Here is a 15184-nt window from a genome sequence, read left to right on the forward strand (position 1 = left end):
CCTCGCCGATGCCCTGTCACTCACTTTCTGTTCGGCGGGTGTTCAGTTCGTTCACCGCACCGAGCGCGTCGCCGACCGTCGTGTAGTCGACGGCGATGAAGGTGACCGGACTGCCGCGTTCCGCCTCGCAGGCACGCGTCCGCTCCAGGACCCAGTCGCGGGCGTTGACGCGGCCGGCGTCCAGACGGCTGCCGCCCGCGTTCGTGATGAAGTGGTTGAGCAGGAAGAGCTGTTTGCCGGTACCGCCCCGGTGGGGTTCGCACGTCATCTCGGAGGGGCTCCGGAAGGCGAACGGGGTCTCCATCCCGTACCGGTAGAAGTTGCGGTACCAGGGCGCCGGGCCGTCGGCCTTCTCGGCGAACACCACCAGTCGGCGGCCGCTGTCGATCATCTCCGCCAGGGTGGGCCACGGGGCGTCAGGATCCGCCGAGGGGGTGTGCAGGAGGTCCTCGAGGCCGGCGGCGTGGAATGCCTCCTCGGTGTCCTCGGGGCTGATGTCGTCCTGGACGATGAGCGTCACGATCTCGGTGGGGTGGGCGCGCAGCCAGTCGCCGATGTCCTCCAGGGCCGGGACCAGTTCGATGGCCCCGGCGCGGCAGACGCCGTGGCAGAGCCAGAGTCCCTCGCGCGGCGGGTTCGCCCGGTCGATGGCGCCGGTGATCAGGCGTCGTTGCTCGGGGGTGAATTCGGGGGAGTCGAGACGCCCGGCGATGTCCTGCGGGCGCTCCCAGCGGTACGTGTCGAGCTGGAGGGCCCGGACGCCCGTGTTGAGCTGGGTGGTGATGTCGGGGTCCTGGAGGGGGCCGATGAACCGGTCCGCGGTGGTGGACATGGCGTTGTGCGAGGTGAGGTAGGCGGCTTCGTCGTAGCGCAGTTCGCACAGGCGGCTGCCGCCCAGGCACTGGCGGGGTGCGGACGGGCCGAACACGGGCGGCACGAGCAGTACGCCGGCCAGCGCCGCACAGGCCACGCCCGCCGCCGTCGTCCGCACCGCTGTCGGGGTCGGCATCCGACCCGGGCGCACCAGGAGCGCCCAGCCCACGCCCGTGAGGAGCACGCCGCCGACGAGGGCCGTGAGGGCGGCGCTCAGCCCGGTGGCGACCGCCTGGTCCACGGCGTTGCGCTGGAGGTCGTCGACGAGCGCGGTGACGCTCGGGGCCCAGGATGAGGGTGTGGTGAGGAGGCGTCCCCCGGTGATCGACCGGGTCAGCAGCACGGCTGCGGCGGTCAGGACTCCCGCGCAGGCGAGCGCCTTCCCCAGTCGCATCAGCCGGCGGGCCGGGGCGGCGGGACCGGTGAACCAGAGCGTCGCGAGCGCGGCCAGTGCGGCGGTGAGGGCGACGACCTGGAGCAGGGTCAGGAGCCTGATGGCGTCACGGGCCCGCTCCAGGGCCGTGAGGTCCGTCCCGGCGGTGGTCAGGGCGCCGGTGAGGTCCCACGTACCGTCCTGGAGGGTGGTGCGGAGGTCGGCGGCGGCGGTCCGTGAACCGTCGGAGAGCGCGGCGGCCGCGGTGGCTGCCAGCGCGGTCGATACGTCTCCCTCCCCCAGGGCCACCTCGATCTCGGGGCGCAGCGCCGCCCGCTCCCGCTCCGGGACCGTCGTGAGGAGGGCGTCGGCGGCGCGGTCGGCCTGGTCCTCGGTGAGCGGCAGCGTGGGCAGGTCGGGGGCGCGGCCCTCCTTGAGGGCGTCGAGCGCCGTGGCGAGGTCGGCGGTGAACCGTTCAAAGTCCGGCCGGTCGCTCCCCTGGATACTGGCCACCAGGTCGCCGAAGTAGACGCGTGCGAGGTCGGCGAGGTTCTTCAGCACCGGGGCCAGGTCGACGGTCAGCCGGAGCTCGTCACGGTCGCCGCGCAGATAGCCGGTCACCGCCTCGATCTGCTGGTCGGTGAGGGCCCGGACCGTGGCAGGCGGCAGGACGACCTTGATGTTCGACGTCACCAGGGCCTCGGGCACGGGCAGGTGGGCGAGCAGATCGCGGGTGACGGGCGAGATCTCCGGGTCGACGAGCACCTCACCGTAGAGCCGGTCGTAGGCCGACTCCTCGTCCAGGACCGCCTGGTAGAAGCCGGGCGAGGCGACCGTGGACCGGACGGTCGCGGTCAGGGCGACCGTCGTCACGCCCAGGACGGCCAGCAGGAAGGCGAGCACCGGCACGAGACGGCCGGGCCAACGCGGGGGCGCGGATCCCCCTGTCGGCCCGGGCGGGTTCGCGGTCGGTTCGGCACTCACCCGCCCAGCCTATGCGGAATATCAGCTTTTATGCGTGAATGATGAGATTGAGGAGCTGAGGAGCCCGCTGTGCACTCCGTTCACCTGGCCGTGCTGATGACGAGTCACGACCGCCGTACGCGAACGCTTTCCGCGCTGCGCGCCCTGGAGGAGCAACGCGGGCTCCCCGCCGGAACGACGCTCGGCGTGCACCTCGTGGACACCGGCAGCACCGACGGTACGCCGGAGGCGGTCCGGCTGCGGCATCCGGCGGTGGAGGTCATGTCGGTGGGCGCGGACACGCCCTACAACCTGGCGCTGCGCATCGCGAGCCGCAACAGTCGCAGCGGCGGCGGGGGCGGCGGTCCGCTCGGCGGCGCGCCCGGCGGACCGACCCACGCGTGGACGCATCAGCTCTGGCTCGACGGCGGGGTCGCACTCTTCCCGGACGCCCTCGCGAAGCTGCTGCGGACGGCCGGGGCGGCCGGGCCCGGGGCCGTCGTCGTGGGCGCGGTGCGGAACGCGTACGGGGACACGGTGTACTCCGGCCGGCGGGGCCGTTCCCTGACCCTCGTCGAGCCCGGCGAGCACCGGCCCGTGCCCTGCGACACGTACGACGGGCGCGTGGTCCTGGTGCCCCGTGCCGTGTACGACCTCGTCGGGGACCCCGACAAGGCTTTCCGCCACCGGATGGGCGATTACGACCACGGCTGCCGGGCTCGGCGGGCCGGGGTGAACGCTCTCGTCGCCCCGGGGCATGCCGGTGAGTGCGGGGGCGGCCCTGGCGCTCCGGGATCCCGGGAGCCGGGGATCGGCGTCCGGGAGGCGCTGCGCCGCGTGACCTCCGTACAGGAGCTGCCGCCCCGCCCATGGTGCGTGTACTGCCTGCGGCACACCTGGCCCTGGGCGCCGTATCTGATGCTCGCCCCGTACGCGCGGACGGCGGCCCGCGCCGCGCTCGGCCGGCTGCGGGGGTGATCAGGGGCCGGGCGGCGTCAGCTTCGCTCAGCGGCCACCGCGGCGGCGGACCGGCCGGTGGGCGGGGGCGGCACGGTGGGGTGCCCCGCGGCGGTCCTGGCGGTGCCGCCAGGCGGCCTCTTCCCGGGAGCCGGGCCCGCGACACGCTGCGCGGAGGCGGCGGAGGGGATCGCGGCGCCGGTGGTGGGCGCCGTGGTGCGCCGGGTGGCGGTACGGTGCCGGGCCGGGCGGAGCGGTGCGTACGCCGGAATCCGCAGCAGCGCGAAGACGGCGGCCACGGTCCCGGCCAGCGGCGGGAGGAGGAACGCGGGGTGCAGCAGTTCCGCGTACACCAGTGTCGCGGTGGTGACCGGCACAGCCGCCCACAGGCCCAGGAGGACCGCCGTGCCCGGCACGGTGACGCGGACCCGGCGCAGGCGGTGCGCGATGTGGTCGTCCGCGTCGCGCAGCGGGGAACGCGCGGCGCGGCGGCGGGAGATCAGGACCAGGGCGGTGTCGGCGAGGGCCACCGTAGCCAGGACCGGCAGCGCGGCCCAGGCGGCTCGGCCCGACGGGGCTGCCGTCTGGATCAGCGCGCCGGAGGCGGCCAGTGCGAATCCGGTGAACTGCGCACCCGACGCGCCGAGCCGGAGGCGGGCAGGGTGCCAGTTGTGGAGCAGGAAGCCTGCCAGGCCCGCCACCAGCGTCGCCGGAAGGAGGGCGAGGGCGGGGCTTCCTCCGACAGCGGCGCACGCGACCAGCCCGGCGGCGGTGACCAGCCCGACGGTGGTCAGCAGTCCGTCGGCGTGGTCGAGCAGCGCGAACGCGTTGGTGACGAGGACGATCCAGAGCACGGCCAGGAGGCCCGCCGCCGGTGACAGTCCGGCGAGCCAGACGAGGAGGACCGCGGCGGCCGTCTGCACGGGGAGGCGGAGAGCGGCCCGGAACGGCTTCAGGTCATGGACGAGCCCCAGGGCTGCGACGATCCCGGCCCCGGCGAGCAGCCCCGCGACGGAGCCGGCGGAGTCGTCCGCCGCGCCGAGCCACAGGGCCCCGCCGGCTGCCGTGCCGACGCCGAGCACGGCCGTCGCTCCGCCCGTTCTGCGCAGCGCGTCGGCCCGTGGCGCACGTCCGCCCGGTTCGTTCGGGGCGTGGGCGCGGAGCGCCGCACGGCGGGCGACCTTGGCGAGTGCGACCGTGATGAACAGCGCGGCCACACCGGAGGCGATGATCCCCAGCACGTTCACCTGCCCTGCCTTTCCTCGTTCATGACCTGCGGCGCGGGACTCGGGCGGCCGGTGGAACGGCGGCCGCCGGAGTCCCGGGCGGTTGCGGGTCGGGGACACGGGACGCCACTCGGGTGGCGTTTCTCCCCAACCTACGGGCCAATGTCCGCATTCACCCTAAATAACACGAAAAGAGCGACCTATTGTTCTGCCACCGGGCTCCACCAGGGCCGCCTCCAGGACTGCCTCCAGGAGTGCCTGTGGGGCTGTCACCCGACTGCCGGGGAGGAGCTGGGCCGACCGCCCGGCAATCCTCAAAGAGACTCGCTGTGAACAGAGTTGGGGGAGAGGGCCGGCGGTCGGGCCGTCAGTGCCCGAGACCCCGTCCGGCGTTGCGCTCGGATGCCGCGTGCCACCAGCGGGGCGGAGAGGGACCGATGACCGTGGCGGCGGGCTGATCGGGGTGCAGACCCAGGACGCGTAGCGCGTCCGCACGGACCCGGACGACGTACTGACCGTGCCAGTGCCCGTCCGCGCCGACGCCGCAGAGGAGATCGAAGCGGACGAGATTCCCGGCGAAGGGCATCCAGTCGACGCCACGGCCCCGCAGTCAGGCGCGGAGGGCCGCCGGGGGCCGCGGACAGCCCGGCAGGTTCTCGCACGACACGACGGCCACCCACGCGGCGCTCGACCGGTCCTCCGCCTCTGCCGCCTTCTCCGCACGCATGGCGCCGAGCTTGGCGTCACCCAGCGATGCGGGCGTCCCGGCCGTCCACGAAGGTCTCGACGACCTCGATGTCCCCGATCCCCGAGGGGTCCACGCGGTGCGGGTCGTCGCCCAGCACCACCAGGTCGGCGCGCATCCCAGGTGAGAGGGCGCCCGCCGACGCCTCCCAGCGGCAGGCGCGGGCGCCGGCGACCGTGTAGGCCCGCAGCGCCTCGTCCACGGTGACGGCCTCGTCAGGGCCGACGAGGCGGCCCGAGGCGGAGGCGCGTTCGACCATGAACTGGATCGCCCGCAGCGGCGAACCGTCCCCGCCAGATACCCAGGTCGTGGGCGACGGGGTGCCGGGGGTCCATCGTGAGGATGCGCGCGTTGGTCAGTCGCGTACAGAGCATGGGCAGTCCGTCCGTCGGAGTCCGGTGTGCTGTGCGGGCGCGTGGTTCTCGGAGCCGTACGGCTGTGGGACATCGCCGCCCAGAGCCCCCGGCCGTCCGCCGGAATCTAGCGCCGGGGCCCGGCGGACACCATCGGCCCCTCGCTTCGGGCACGGGTCGGACCTGGGCGCGGCCTGACCCATTCGGCCTTCAACGCCCCCTCCGCCCAAGGGTTTACGGACAGCCGTCACATCAGCGGACTCAACTGGCATGGCCGAGACACATCGTTGCGTTATTAGGCAAGCCTTGCTTTACTTACGCGCCGGTTGATCGTTCTCCCGAGAAGCAGGGGATCCGCCGCCGCACCCGAGGGCGCCGGGGCGGCACCCCGGGCCGCTTCTTCCACCACGAGGGCGACCACGTCGTGATCGCCACCGGGGCCGACGCCCGCTCCGGCCGCGACCACGGCCCGGCGATCACGCGCGTACGGACCGCTGACGGCCACGAGCCGCCCGGACCGAGCACTTCACCTCGATGGGTGGCCGTCCAACCGGCCGCCCCTGACGATCGGGACCCTGCCCATGCGTACCGCACGTGCCCGGCACTACCTCATGTGCCGGCCCACCTACTTCGACGTGGTCTACTCCATCAACCCGTGGATGGACCCGACGAAGCCTGTCGACACTCCGCTGGCCATCGCCCAGTGGGAGCGACTGCGCGAGGTCTACCTGCACCTCGGACACACCGTCGACACGATCGACCCCGTCCCCGGCCTTCCCGACATGGTCTTCGCGGCCAACGGCGCGACCGTCATCGACGGGCGGGCCCTCGTGGCCCGGTTCCGCGACGCCGAGCGCATCGCCGAGGGCCCGGCCTACCACGGCTGGCTGCGCGACAACGGATACCCGGAACCGCGCACGGCCGCGTTCGTCAACGAGGGGGAGGGCGACTACCTCCTGGCCGGCGACTGGCTGCTGGCGGGCACCGGGTTCCGCAGCGACCCCCGCTCCCACGACGAGGCGCAGGAGTACTTCGGCCGCCCGGTGATCGGGCTGACTCTCGTCGACCCCGACTACTACCACCTGGACACCGCCCTCACCGTGCTCGACGAGAAAACGATCGCCTACTATCCGGCGGCCTTCTCCCCCGGCAGCCTGGCCGTACTGCGGCGGCTCTTCCCGGACGCCCTCCTCGCCTCCGCCGCCGACGCCTCCGCGTTCGGGCTGAACGCGACGTCGGACGGGTACAACGTGGTCCTGCCGCAGAACGCGACGGATCTGGCCGGACAGCTGCGCGAGCGCGGGTTCCGCCCGGTCGGCGTGGACCTGTCGGAACTCCTCAAGGCCGGCGGCAGCGTGAAGTGCTGCACCCTGGAACTGCGCCGGGACGCCTGAGCGGACGGCCTCCCCGCGGAAACTTGGTGGGGAGGCCGCCGGGGGGTCGATACCGTGGCGCGCATGACCACCGAGCCGAGGACCTTCCCTCCCCGCCCCCTGCGCGCGGTCAAGGCCGCGTACATCCGCCAGGCCGGGTGCCCGTCCTCCGTGGCCATCGCGGTGGCGGACTTCGAACCCTGGGAAGGGGGTGTGGAGTTCGAGACGGCGGACACGAGCACGGTCCCGGGCTGGTCGGCCACCGAGGCGTCCGAGCTGCACGAGGCCTTCGGCTCCGGCGTACGCGAGGAGCTGGCGGAACTCACGACGCTGGACCCCGGGACCACGGTGGCGGTAGCGGTCGTCCTGCGGTCCATCAGGGTGCACGAAGTGGACTCCCACCCCCGCGCGTTCCGGCAGGCGGGGCGGCAAGCGGTCCGAAACGCCTTGCTGGAGGCGTACGGCCCGCCGCCGACGCCCTGGCCGAGGCTGCCCTGAATCCGGGCCCCGACCCGACCGCAGCCCGGCCCTGGTCCACGCTCACCGAAGCAGCCCGAGACCTCGGGATCCACCCGTCCGTTCCGGTGATCCAGAGCAACCGTCTTGAAGAGGATCTCGGACAGCCCCTCTTCAAACGGGCCGAACGCCGCACGGTCATGAAACTGACCCGATTCGGCAAACGCGTCGTCGCAGCCGCCCAGGAGATCCCGCCTGAAGGCAGACGCAAGGCCACGAGATGATCGCTTCATGACTGAGATCGTTTTGATGTCCGACCCGAAGGTCGCAGCCGTGCCTGTCCACGAGTGCGGTGAACGGCTCACAGATGTGCGCCGAGACGGCTCCCTGCTGGTCGACGAACGGAAATGGCAGGACTCCGCCGGCGCCTTCGCCCACCTGCGGGAAAGAGTGCTCGATCGACTCCTCAAAGCACAGACGCAACTGCCTCAAGGGATGCGGCTGCTGTTCGTCGAGGGATACCGCCCGCCGTCCCTTCAGCGTCGCTACTTCGACGAATACGCAGCTCAACTGCGTGCCGAACACCCGGAATGGGGTGCTGAGCAGGTCCGATCGGCAGCCAGCCGTTACGTGTCCCCGCCGGAGATCGCACCGCACAGCGCCGGGGCGGCTGTTGACCTGACGCTCGCTGATGACGGCGGGCGCGAGCTTGACATGGGCACTCGTATGAACGCCTCTCCGGAGGAGAGCGCGGGCGCTTGTTACACGGAGGCCGACAACATCAATGACGAGGCTCGCTCCCATCGGGAGATCCTGGGCACTGCGCTCACTGCTGCAGGCCTGGTCAACTACCCGACAGAGTGGTGGCACTGGTCATACGGAGATCGCTACTGGGCCTTGCAAACAGGAGGGGCAGTCGCCCACTACGGGCCCGTAGAACTCGGATGACCGGCCCGGAACTCATCGAGCAGCTCAAAGAACAGCTCGATCGCGGGCAGGTCCATGGCTTCAGCCATCCGCTCGATCTCCACCGCCCAGTCCAGCGAGCTTTCGTACCTGTGCCGCATCATCGGCCGCACTCCGGACGTCGGTCCTGGCGCCGCGTGACGAGTTCCCCGGCACTCCGTCGCTCTGGGCCGGGTATCCGTCGCTCGGGGCCGGGTACCTGCACGCGGGCGCCTGACCCACCCCCGGCGTCAGCGGCCGTGACCACGTCACCGGCGTGTCACCGGTCCGGCCTATCGCGACTCGAACGATGATCTCGTGGATCAGGTAGGAGACGTACGACCAGAGGCGCAGAAATCCGGAGGAACGAGCGGAGCCGACCACGGCACGGCGCCACGCCATCGGGTGTCGCGGCTCAGCCAGGCGGATGAAAGCAGCCAGTGCGGACTACTGCCGGGCCGGCCGGTAGTCCAGGATCGGTGCCGCCGCCGTCCCCGGCGGAGCGTGCATCGACCGCGTCCGCGCCAATGATCGGCGCGGCCACGGCTGTTCCGAGGAGCCCCTCCCCATGCGTTCACGCATCATCGCAACCTTGGCCGCCGCGGCTGCAGCCACTGCAGCTCTTGCACAACCTGCCCAGGCCGCCCCAGTCGTCGACGGGGTCTACCGGTTCGCCGCTCTCCAGGACGGCACATGCCTGGTCTGGCCCAGATCGCACGCGAGCATCGGCTCCGTCGGGCTGGGCGCCTGCACGGACAACTCGTCGACCTCCGCGAACTGGCAGGTACGCAAGCGCCCCAACGGGACGATGGAAGTATCGACACCGGGCTCGAACCCGCGCACCTGCCTGGGCGTGAACAACGACTACAGAGTGAGGGTCATCGACTCCTGTGCCGACAAGTACGCCGAGTGGACCGTGTCCTTCGGCTCCGCAGGACCCGGCAGCGTGGTGTGGGCCGACATCGAACACACCCCCAGCGATCGATCCGACTCGTGGGGGAAGGTAGTCGACATTCCCGAGGTAACCGGCCGTGTCGAGGTGAGGCGCGTTCCCATCGAACCCCACTACTGGGAATTGCAGCAGGTCAGCCAGTGACCTGAGACAGAGATGCAGCGCCACCAGGCCTCGCGCACCGCGACCCGGTGGCGCTGAAGGCGCGCCTACTGGACCGGGGCCCGGTGCGTCGTCCATGACGACGACGGCCTCGAGGAAGGCCCGGCGGCTCAGCTACCGCACTGCGACGGGCCGCCGCTCCAGCGCAGTCGCGTGCCGACCGCCAGGGCGACGTTCAGCCGGTCCATCTCCGCGTCGAAGGCCGTGAGGAGTACGTGATCCGGGGCCGGAAGAGCCGAACCCCGGCGGCGGCGGCCTCCCTTGAGCTCCTGGGCATCGAGGCGTCGTGACCGCGGGGCACTCCGGCGGCCCGGGCCGCCGCGGCAACTGGTCGCCCGTTCCTTCTCGGCCGCTGGTCTCGCGTACCAGGACGGCCGCTGGTCTCGCGTACCGCTGCCGCTGCTCTCGCGCTCCGTCCGGCCCCTGGTCCCACGTACCGGGACGGCCGCTGTGAACCGCCTCACTGACAGGGTGCCCCGGGGCGAACGTACGCGATCATGGCCGGATGGAAGCTCGTTTCCTCGGCATCGCCGAGCTGGCCGAAACTCCGTCCGTGGCGTTCGTGGTCGACGTCATGCGGGCGTTCACGGTGGCCGCCTGGGCGTTCGGCCGAGGCGCGGAGAAGATCGTCCTCGCCGAGTCGCCGGCCGACGTCCTGGCGCTCAAGGCACGCCATCCCGATTGGGTGGCCCTCAAGGACGGTCCGCCCGCACCCGGCTTCGACACCGTCAACTCCCCCGGCCTGCTGCGCTCCCTCGACCTCGGCGGACGGACCGTCGTCCAGAAGACCACGGCGGGGACGGTCGGTGCCCTCGCGGTCAAGGAGGCGTCGCTCGTGCTGTGCGGCGGCTTCGTGGTGGCGGGAGCGACGGCTCGGCTCCTGCGTCAACACGGGTGCGACGCCGCGACGTTCGTGGTCACCGGTGAGGAGGGGCGCGCCGAGGAAGATCTGGCGTGCGCTCAGTACATCGCGCGAAGGACCAACGAGGGCAAGACGGACGCGACCCCGTTTCTGCGCCGCGCCGCCGGGTCGCGCGCCGCCGCCGAACTGAGGGAGGGCATACGGCAGGGAGCCCACCCGGACGACGTCGCGCTCTGCCTCGAACTCGACCGGTTCCCCTTCGCCATGATCGCGGCGCCGGAGGACTCGCTGATGGTCCTCCGCCCGTGCGCCGCACCCGCGCCGGGTGACGGGGCTTCACCATGATCAGGTCCAGCCGGCGTCAACGACGCTCGTCATCAGTACAGCTAGGCCACCGCCTCCGGCGCGACCTTGGCGATCAGCCCCTCGACGAGGGTCCTGATCTCGTCGAGGATCGGGCGGACGGCGGCCACACCACGACCGGCCGGGTCGTCCAGCTACCGGTCGAGGTAGCGGTTGCCGGGGATGGCGGGGCTGCGGCGCTCGACGAGAACGACGTCGCGCCAGACGCCGCGGTGGCGCCCGATCCGCTCGCGGATGCCGATGACCCGGAAACCCGCCCGCTCGTGAACCGCGAGGCTGGCGGTGTTCTCCGGGAAGATCCCGGCCTGAAGGGTCCAGATCCCGGCCTGCTCGGTGGAGTCGACCAGGGCCTCCAGCAGAACGGAAGCGATCCCCCGGCCTCGCGCGGCGGGGTCGACGTAGACGGAGTGCTCGACGACTCCCGCGTACACGCACCGGTCCGAAACCCGGCCGGCCGCCACCCAGCCCAGGACCTCACCGAGCCCACCGAGGGCGACGAAGCGGTGGCCGGACGGCTTCGCGGCGTCGAAGCTCTGCCAGTCGGGCGGGCCGGTCTCGAAGGTGGCGTTGCCCTCGTCGATGCCCGCCCGGTAGATCGCCAGCACCTGCTCGGCGTGGTCCGCGGTCAGCGGCGCGATCACGACTCCCGGCGCCCCGCTCACCGCGCGCTCCACCCCGTCACCCTCACGGTCAGGCGGCCGGCTGCGTCAGCAGCCTGCCCATCCCGGCCAGCACCGAGGGCTCCACCCGGTAGTAGACCCAGGTTCCGCGCCGTTCGGACGTCAGCAGCCCGGCCTCCTTCAACTTCTTCAAGTGGTGGGAGACGGTGGGCTGGGAGACCCCGACGTCGGAGATGTCGCACACGCATGCCTCGCCGCCCTCGTGCGAGGCCACGGCCGAGAACAGCCGCAGCCGCACCGGGTCGCCGAGCGCCTTGAACATCCGCGCGGCCGTCTGCGCCTCGTCGGCGGTCATCGGGCGCTCGGTCAGGGGCGGACAGCACGGCACCACGCCCCGGCCGCCGGGGGGCTCGATCAGCGGCAGCACCTTCACATTCGACATACGCCTATGTTGACACACGTCAAACCAGGGCGGCAGGGGTTCTTCCGCCGCGGTCCACCTGATCGACCGGGGTATCGAACCCCTGGCCCTGGAGGCAGGGGCCACCGCCGACGCCGCGGTGGTCCGGCTCGGTGTCGGAGCACCGGCCGAGGGCGGGGCGGCGGGCGGCCGCTGCTCCTCCTGACCGACCTGTCGCCCCCTCAGGCCACGTCAGTGGTAGGCGTGGACGACGGCGTGCCCCTTGCCGCGACCGATCATCCACTTGTTGACCGGCGTCGTGATCACGAAGGCCACGGCGAAGCCGCCCAGCAGGGCCGTCCAGAACAGCGCGTCCGAGAGATGGGCGTCCATGGCCCCGGGCGTCAGGGCGATGATGCCGTTGTCGACGATCTCCATCACCGCGATCGAGACGGTGTCGGCGGCCAGCGCCACCTTCAGCGCGGTCCTGAAGTCCAGCCCTGCCCTGCGGACCGCGAACAGGGTGAACGAGTAGCCGAACACGAACGCCAGCGCGATCGCCAGGGCCATGGTCTGGACGTTGCCCCACATCAGGGCGGTGCCGATGACCATGCCGAGGATCTCACCGATCACACAGCCGGTGAGGCAGTGCAGTGTCGCCTTCGCGGCCGTCCCCCACGTCGCCCCGCCCTTCCGATGTCCGGCATGACCCGCGGGTGTCCGCCGACCGTCTTGGTCGTGGTCGTGGTCGTGGTCGGTGTGGTGCGTGCCGTGGTCCATGGTCGTCGCCTCCCGTGCCGTCCGGTGTGACCCCCCTGCCCCACCCGCGACACGTTATACCCCGCCTGGGTATCACGCCGCGGGTCAGCGGAGCGAACGGCCGCTCGCCGCCTTTCGGATACCGAAGACGGCGGCGCCGAGGACGACAACCGCGACGCCGGAGATCACGGCGTCCGGGGGCAGCGCGAAGGCGAGGACCGCGCAGCCGGTCAGGCCGACGGCGGGGACGAGGCGGTTCGGCCGCCCCTCTTCGGGGGCGAGCGTCCAGGCAGAGGCGTTGGCGATGGCGTAGTAGGCCAGCACGCCGAAGGAGGAGAACCCGATCGCTCCGCGTACGTCGGTGGTCGCGGCGAGCACGGCGACGACAGCGCCGACGGCGAGTTCGGCGCGGTGCGGGACGCCGAAGCGGGGGTGGACGGCGGCCAGGGCGTGCGGCAGGTGCCGGTCCCGGGCCATGGCCAGGGTGGTGCGCGAGACGCCGAGGATCAGCGCGAGCAGGGAGCCGAGGGCCGCGACGGCGCCCCCCACCCGGACGACGGGCACGAGCCAGCCGGCCCCCGCGGCGCGTACGGCGTCCACCAATGGGGCGGCCGTGTCCGCCAGTCCACCCGGGCCCAGCACCGCCAGCGCGGCGCCGGCGACGATGGCGTAGACGGCGAGCGTGATGCCGAGCGCGATCGGGATGGCACGCGGAATCGTACGGGCGGGGTCCCGCACCTCCTCGCCGAGGGTGGCGATGCGGGCGTACCCGGCGAAGGCGAAGAACAGCAGACCAGCGGACTGGATCACCCCGCCGACACCGGCGTCCGAGCCGATACGCACCCGCGAGGCGTCCGCACCGGACGAGGTCAGGGCGGCGAGGACCACGGCGGCGAGCACCGTCAGGACCACCGCGACGATGACCCGGGTGAGCCGCGCGGACTTCTGCACCCCGGCGTAGTTCACCGCGGTCAGCGCCGCCACGGCGACCACCGCCACCGCACGCTCCTGACCGGGCCACAGGTAGGCGCCGACCGTGAGGGCCATGGCCGCGCAGGAGGCGGTCTTGCCCACGACGAACGCCCAGCCGGCCAAGTAGCCCCAGAAGTCGCCCAGTCGTTCGCGGCCATAGACGTAGGTCCCACCGGACCGGGGATAGCGGGCGGCCAACCTCGCCGAGGACGTCGCGTTGCAGTAGGCCACCACCGCGGCGACGGCCAGGGCGAGCAGCAGCCCCGAACCCGCGGCCTCCGCGGCCGGACCCAGCGCCACGAAGATCCCGGCACCGATCATCGACCCCAGGCCGATCACCACCGCATCGAACACGCCCAGCCGACGCCGCAACCCGCCCGCGCCCCCTGCGACATCCACCGAGCTCACGCGCTTTTCCCCTCACCACCCCACGGACAACTCAACGGGCGCACCGTACCCGAGCCGTGTGTCACCTCGGTGTCGCGGCGGGAGCGGTCACGGCAGCGGGCATCGCGGGGGACCGGGGCGGTCGGCGGCCACTCGCCGAGGTAACCCCTCCCGGCTTTTTGGTGATGACTATCATTTCCATGTAACGTCTCGACATCAACGACGAAGGTGGTACCCATGGCAGTCCCGAAGCGGAAGATGTCCCGCAGCAACACCCGTCACCGTCGCGCCCAGTGGAAGGCCGTCACGCCACAGCTGGTGCCCGTCACGATCGACGGTTCCGTCCACCAGGTGCCGCAACGGCTGGTGAAGGCCTACGAGCGCGGCCTCCTGCGCCCCGAGGGCTGAGGCGCCCCCGGGGCGCAGGCCCGCCCGCCCTCGCGTCCTCGCGTCCTGAGCGCTTCTCTCGCGTCGCGCCCGGTCAGCGCCCGCGCAGTGCCGCGAGCGTGGCGTCGAGATCGGCCGCGTCGGTGCGGTTGTGGGGCAGCTTGGCGAGCATCGCGGCCATGCCGCAGGTGTTGGTCAGGGCGGAGAAGACCAGCCCGGCCGCGATGCCTGCCGAGAGGATCTGGAACGCGGGGTGGACGAGGAGGCCGAGAAGCAGGCCGAGGAGCACGACGGTTCCGGCGGTGAGGCGGACCTGCCGCTCCATGCCCCAGACCGCACGGGAGGTTCCCTGGGGGCGGTGCAGGTCGTGGCCGTCGGCCGCCCAGGCGCTGGTGCCACCGCTGAGCGTGGCGGTGGTGATGCCGTTCTCGGCGAGGATCCGGCAGGCGTTCTCCGAGCGGGCCCCGGACGCGCAGACGATCAGAACCTCACCCCGTCCCGCGGCCTGCCGGATATCGGCGAGGGCCCGCTGGATCCGGTCCAGGGGAATGTTGAGGGCACCGGGCAGGTGGCCGCCGGCGTACTCACCGGGTGTGCGGACGTCGATGACGGTCAGCTCGTGGAGGCGACTACGGGTCTCGTGGGTGGCGAGGGAGGTGGGCGCGGTCATGGCGGGTGTCATCCTTTTCTGTCTGCGGGGTCCCCACCGAGGGGGAGTACATTACCCCTGGGGGTATTCATGAGGAGTGATGATGGAGCTTGATCTGGCGGGAGCGGAACTCAAAGCGGTCCTGAACCGGCTGCGCCGGGCGCAGGGACAGATCTCCGGGGTGATCCGGATGATCGAGGAGGGGCGGGACTGCGAGGAGGTCGTCACCCAACTGGCGGCGGCGTCGCGGGCGCTGGACCGGGCGGGGTTCGCGATTATCGCCACCGGACTCCAGCAGTGCCTGACCGAGGTGGAGGAGGGCCGGCGTTCCGCCGAGTCCCAGGACGAGATGCGCGCCCGGCTGGAGAAGCTCTTCCTCTCCCTCGCCTGACGCCGGGGCGGCCCTC

18 protein-coding genes and 2 pseudogenes are annotated in these 15184 nt (G+C 72.0%); 10 read left to right on the top strand and 10 right to left on the bottom strand.

Features of this window, described 5'->3' with window-relative positions; genetic code table 11:
- Positions 1-16 precede the first annotated feature (16 nt).
- Positions 17-2230, bottom strand: a complete 2214-nt coding sequence (locus tag N7925_RS01915; protein ID WP_274342815.1) for a hypothetical protein — start codon at positions 2228-2230, stop codon at positions 17-19.
- Positions 2231-2299: 69 nt separating this feature from the next.
- Between N7925_RS01915 and N7925_RS01920 the strand changes: the two genes are divergently transcribed.
- Positions 2300-3187, top strand: coding sequence for a glycosyltransferase family 2 protein (locus N7925_RS01920; protein WP_274342816.1), 888 nt, complete (start codon positions 2300-2302; stop codon positions 3185-3187).
- 17 nt (positions 3188-3204) lie between these two features.
- Here N7925_RS01920 and N7925_RS01925 read toward each other — a convergent pair whose 3' ends face one another.
- From N7925_RS01925 to N7925_RS01935, 3 genes and pseudogenes are all read right to left on the bottom strand, one after another.
- On the bottom strand, positions 3205-4413 hold the full coding sequence (locus tag N7925_RS01925; protein WP_274342817.1) for an MraY family glycosyltransferase: 1209 nt from the start codon (positions 4411-4413) through the stop codon (positions 3205-3207).
- A 346-nt stretch (positions 4414-4759) separates the two neighbouring features.
- On the bottom strand, positions 4760-4978 hold the full coding sequence (locus tag N7925_RS01930) for a hypothetical protein (RefSeq protein ID WP_265597743.1): 219 nt from the start codon (positions 4976-4978) through the stop codon (positions 4760-4762).
- A gap of 157 nt (positions 4979-5135) precedes the next feature.
- Positions 5136-5426 (bottom strand): annotated as a pseudogene (locus tag N7925_RS01935) (amidohydrolase family protein); the annotation flags it as partial.
- 428 nt (positions 5427-5854) lie between these two features.
- On the opposite strand from N7925_RS01935, the pseudogene N7925_RS01940 reads away from it, so the two are divergent.
- The 5 genes and pseudogenes from N7925_RS01940 to N7925_RS01955 form a co-directional block, all read left to right on the top strand.
- Positions 5855-6054, top strand: a pseudogene (locus tag N7925_RS01940) (methionyl-tRNA formyltransferase); the annotation flags it as partial.
- Between the two features lie 17 nt (positions 6055-6071).
- Positions 6072-6884: a dimethylargininase gene (gene ddaH, locus N7925_RS01945; RefSeq protein WP_274342818.1), complete on the top strand. Its 813-nt coding sequence runs from the start codon at positions 6072-6074 to the stop codon at positions 6882-6884.
- 63 nt (positions 6885-6947) lie between these two features.
- The gene (locus N7925_RS01950; protein ID WP_274342819.1) at positions 6948-7361 is read left to right on the top strand and encodes a hypothetical protein; all 414 of its coding nucleotides are present in this window, start codon (positions 6948-6950) and stop codon (positions 7359-7361) included.
- 86 nt (positions 7362-7447) lie between these two features.
- Positions 7448-7603, top strand: a complete 156-nt coding sequence (locus tag N7925_RS36150; RefSeq protein WP_443032104.1) for a hypothetical protein — start codon at positions 7448-7450, stop codon at positions 7601-7603.
- A 7-nt stretch (positions 7604-7610) separates the two neighbouring features.
- Positions 7611-8267: a M15 family metallopeptidase gene (locus N7925_RS01955; RefSeq protein ID WP_274342820.1), complete on the top strand. Its 657-nt coding sequence runs from the start codon at positions 7611-7613 to the stop codon at positions 8265-8267.
- Here the strand turns inward: N7925_RS01955 and N7925_RS01960 are convergent.
- Positions 8243-8389 (bottom strand): hypothetical protein, encoded by a 147-nt coding sequence (locus tag N7925_RS01960; protein ID WP_265597747.1) that lies wholly within the window; start codon positions 8387-8389, stop codon positions 8243-8245. The genes N7925_RS01955 and N7925_RS01960 overlap by 25 nt on opposite strands.
- Positions 8390-8832: 443 nt before the next feature.
- Between N7925_RS01960 and N7925_RS01965 the strand changes: the two genes are divergently transcribed.
- The gene (locus tag N7925_RS01965; protein ID WP_274342821.1) at positions 8833-9360 is read left to right on the top strand and encodes a hypothetical protein; all 528 of its coding nucleotides are present in this window, start codon (positions 8833-8835) and stop codon (positions 9358-9360) included.
- 523 nt (positions 9361-9883) lie between these two features.
- Positions 9884-10585 carry a 2-phosphosulfolactate phosphatase gene (locus N7925_RS01970; protein WP_274342822.1) on the top strand — a complete coding sequence of 234 codons (702 nt, stop codon included), beginning with the start codon at positions 9884-9886 and terminating at the stop codon, positions 10583-10585.
- 152 nt (positions 10586-10737) lie between these two features.
- Here N7925_RS01970 and N7925_RS01975 read toward each other — a convergent pair whose 3' ends face one another.
- The 4 genes from N7925_RS01975 to N7925_RS01990 form a co-directional block, all read right to left on the bottom strand.
- On the bottom strand, positions 10738-11265 hold the full coding sequence (locus N7925_RS01975) for a GNAT family N-acetyltransferase (RefSeq protein ID WP_274342823.1): 528 nt from the start codon (positions 11263-11265) through the stop codon (positions 10738-10740).
- Between the two features lie 28 nt (positions 11266-11293).
- On the bottom strand, positions 11294-11665 hold the full coding sequence (locus N7925_RS01980) for an ArsR/SmtB family transcription factor (RefSeq protein WP_265597751.1): 372 nt from the start codon (positions 11663-11665) through the stop codon (positions 11294-11296).
- 210 nt (positions 11666-11875) lie between these two features.
- Positions 11876-12403: a DUF4396 domain-containing protein gene (locus tag N7925_RS01985; protein WP_265597752.1), complete on the bottom strand. Its 528-nt coding sequence runs from the start codon at positions 12401-12403 to the stop codon at positions 11876-11878.
- A gap of 84 nt (positions 12404-12487) precedes the next feature.
- Entirely contained in the window at positions 12488-13762 is a 1275-nt protein-coding gene (locus N7925_RS01990; protein WP_265597753.1) for an APC family permease, read from the bottom strand.
- 216 nt (positions 13763-13978) lie between these two features.
- Here N7925_RS01990 and rpmF point away from each other — a divergent pair, with 216 nt between their 5' ends.
- A complete protein-coding gene (gene rpmF, locus N7925_RS01995; RefSeq protein WP_228926424.1) occupies positions 13979-14149 on the top strand; it encodes a 50S ribosomal protein L32 in 171 nt (56 codons plus the stop codon).
- 73 nt (positions 14150-14222) lie between these two features.
- Here rpmF and N7925_RS02000 read toward each other — a convergent pair whose 3' ends face one another.
- Positions 14223-14798, bottom strand: a complete 576-nt coding sequence (locus N7925_RS02000) for a rhodanese-like domain-containing protein (RefSeq protein ID WP_265597754.1) — start codon at positions 14796-14798, stop codon at positions 14223-14225.
- Positions 14799-14880: 82 nt separating this feature from the next.
- Between N7925_RS02000 and N7925_RS02005 the strand changes: the two genes are divergently transcribed.
- Positions 14881-15168 carry a metal-sensitive transcriptional regulator gene (locus tag N7925_RS02005; RefSeq protein ID WP_265603720.1) on the top strand — a complete coding sequence of 96 codons (288 nt, stop codon included), beginning with the start codon at positions 14881-14883 and terminating at the stop codon, positions 15166-15168.
- The last annotated feature ends 16 nt before the right edge of the window (positions 15169-15184 follow it).

The organism is Streptomyces sp. CA-278952, from assembly GCF_028747205.1.
Classification (GTDB): domain Bacteria; phylum Actinomycetota; class Actinomycetes; order Streptomycetales; family Streptomycetaceae; genus Streptomyces.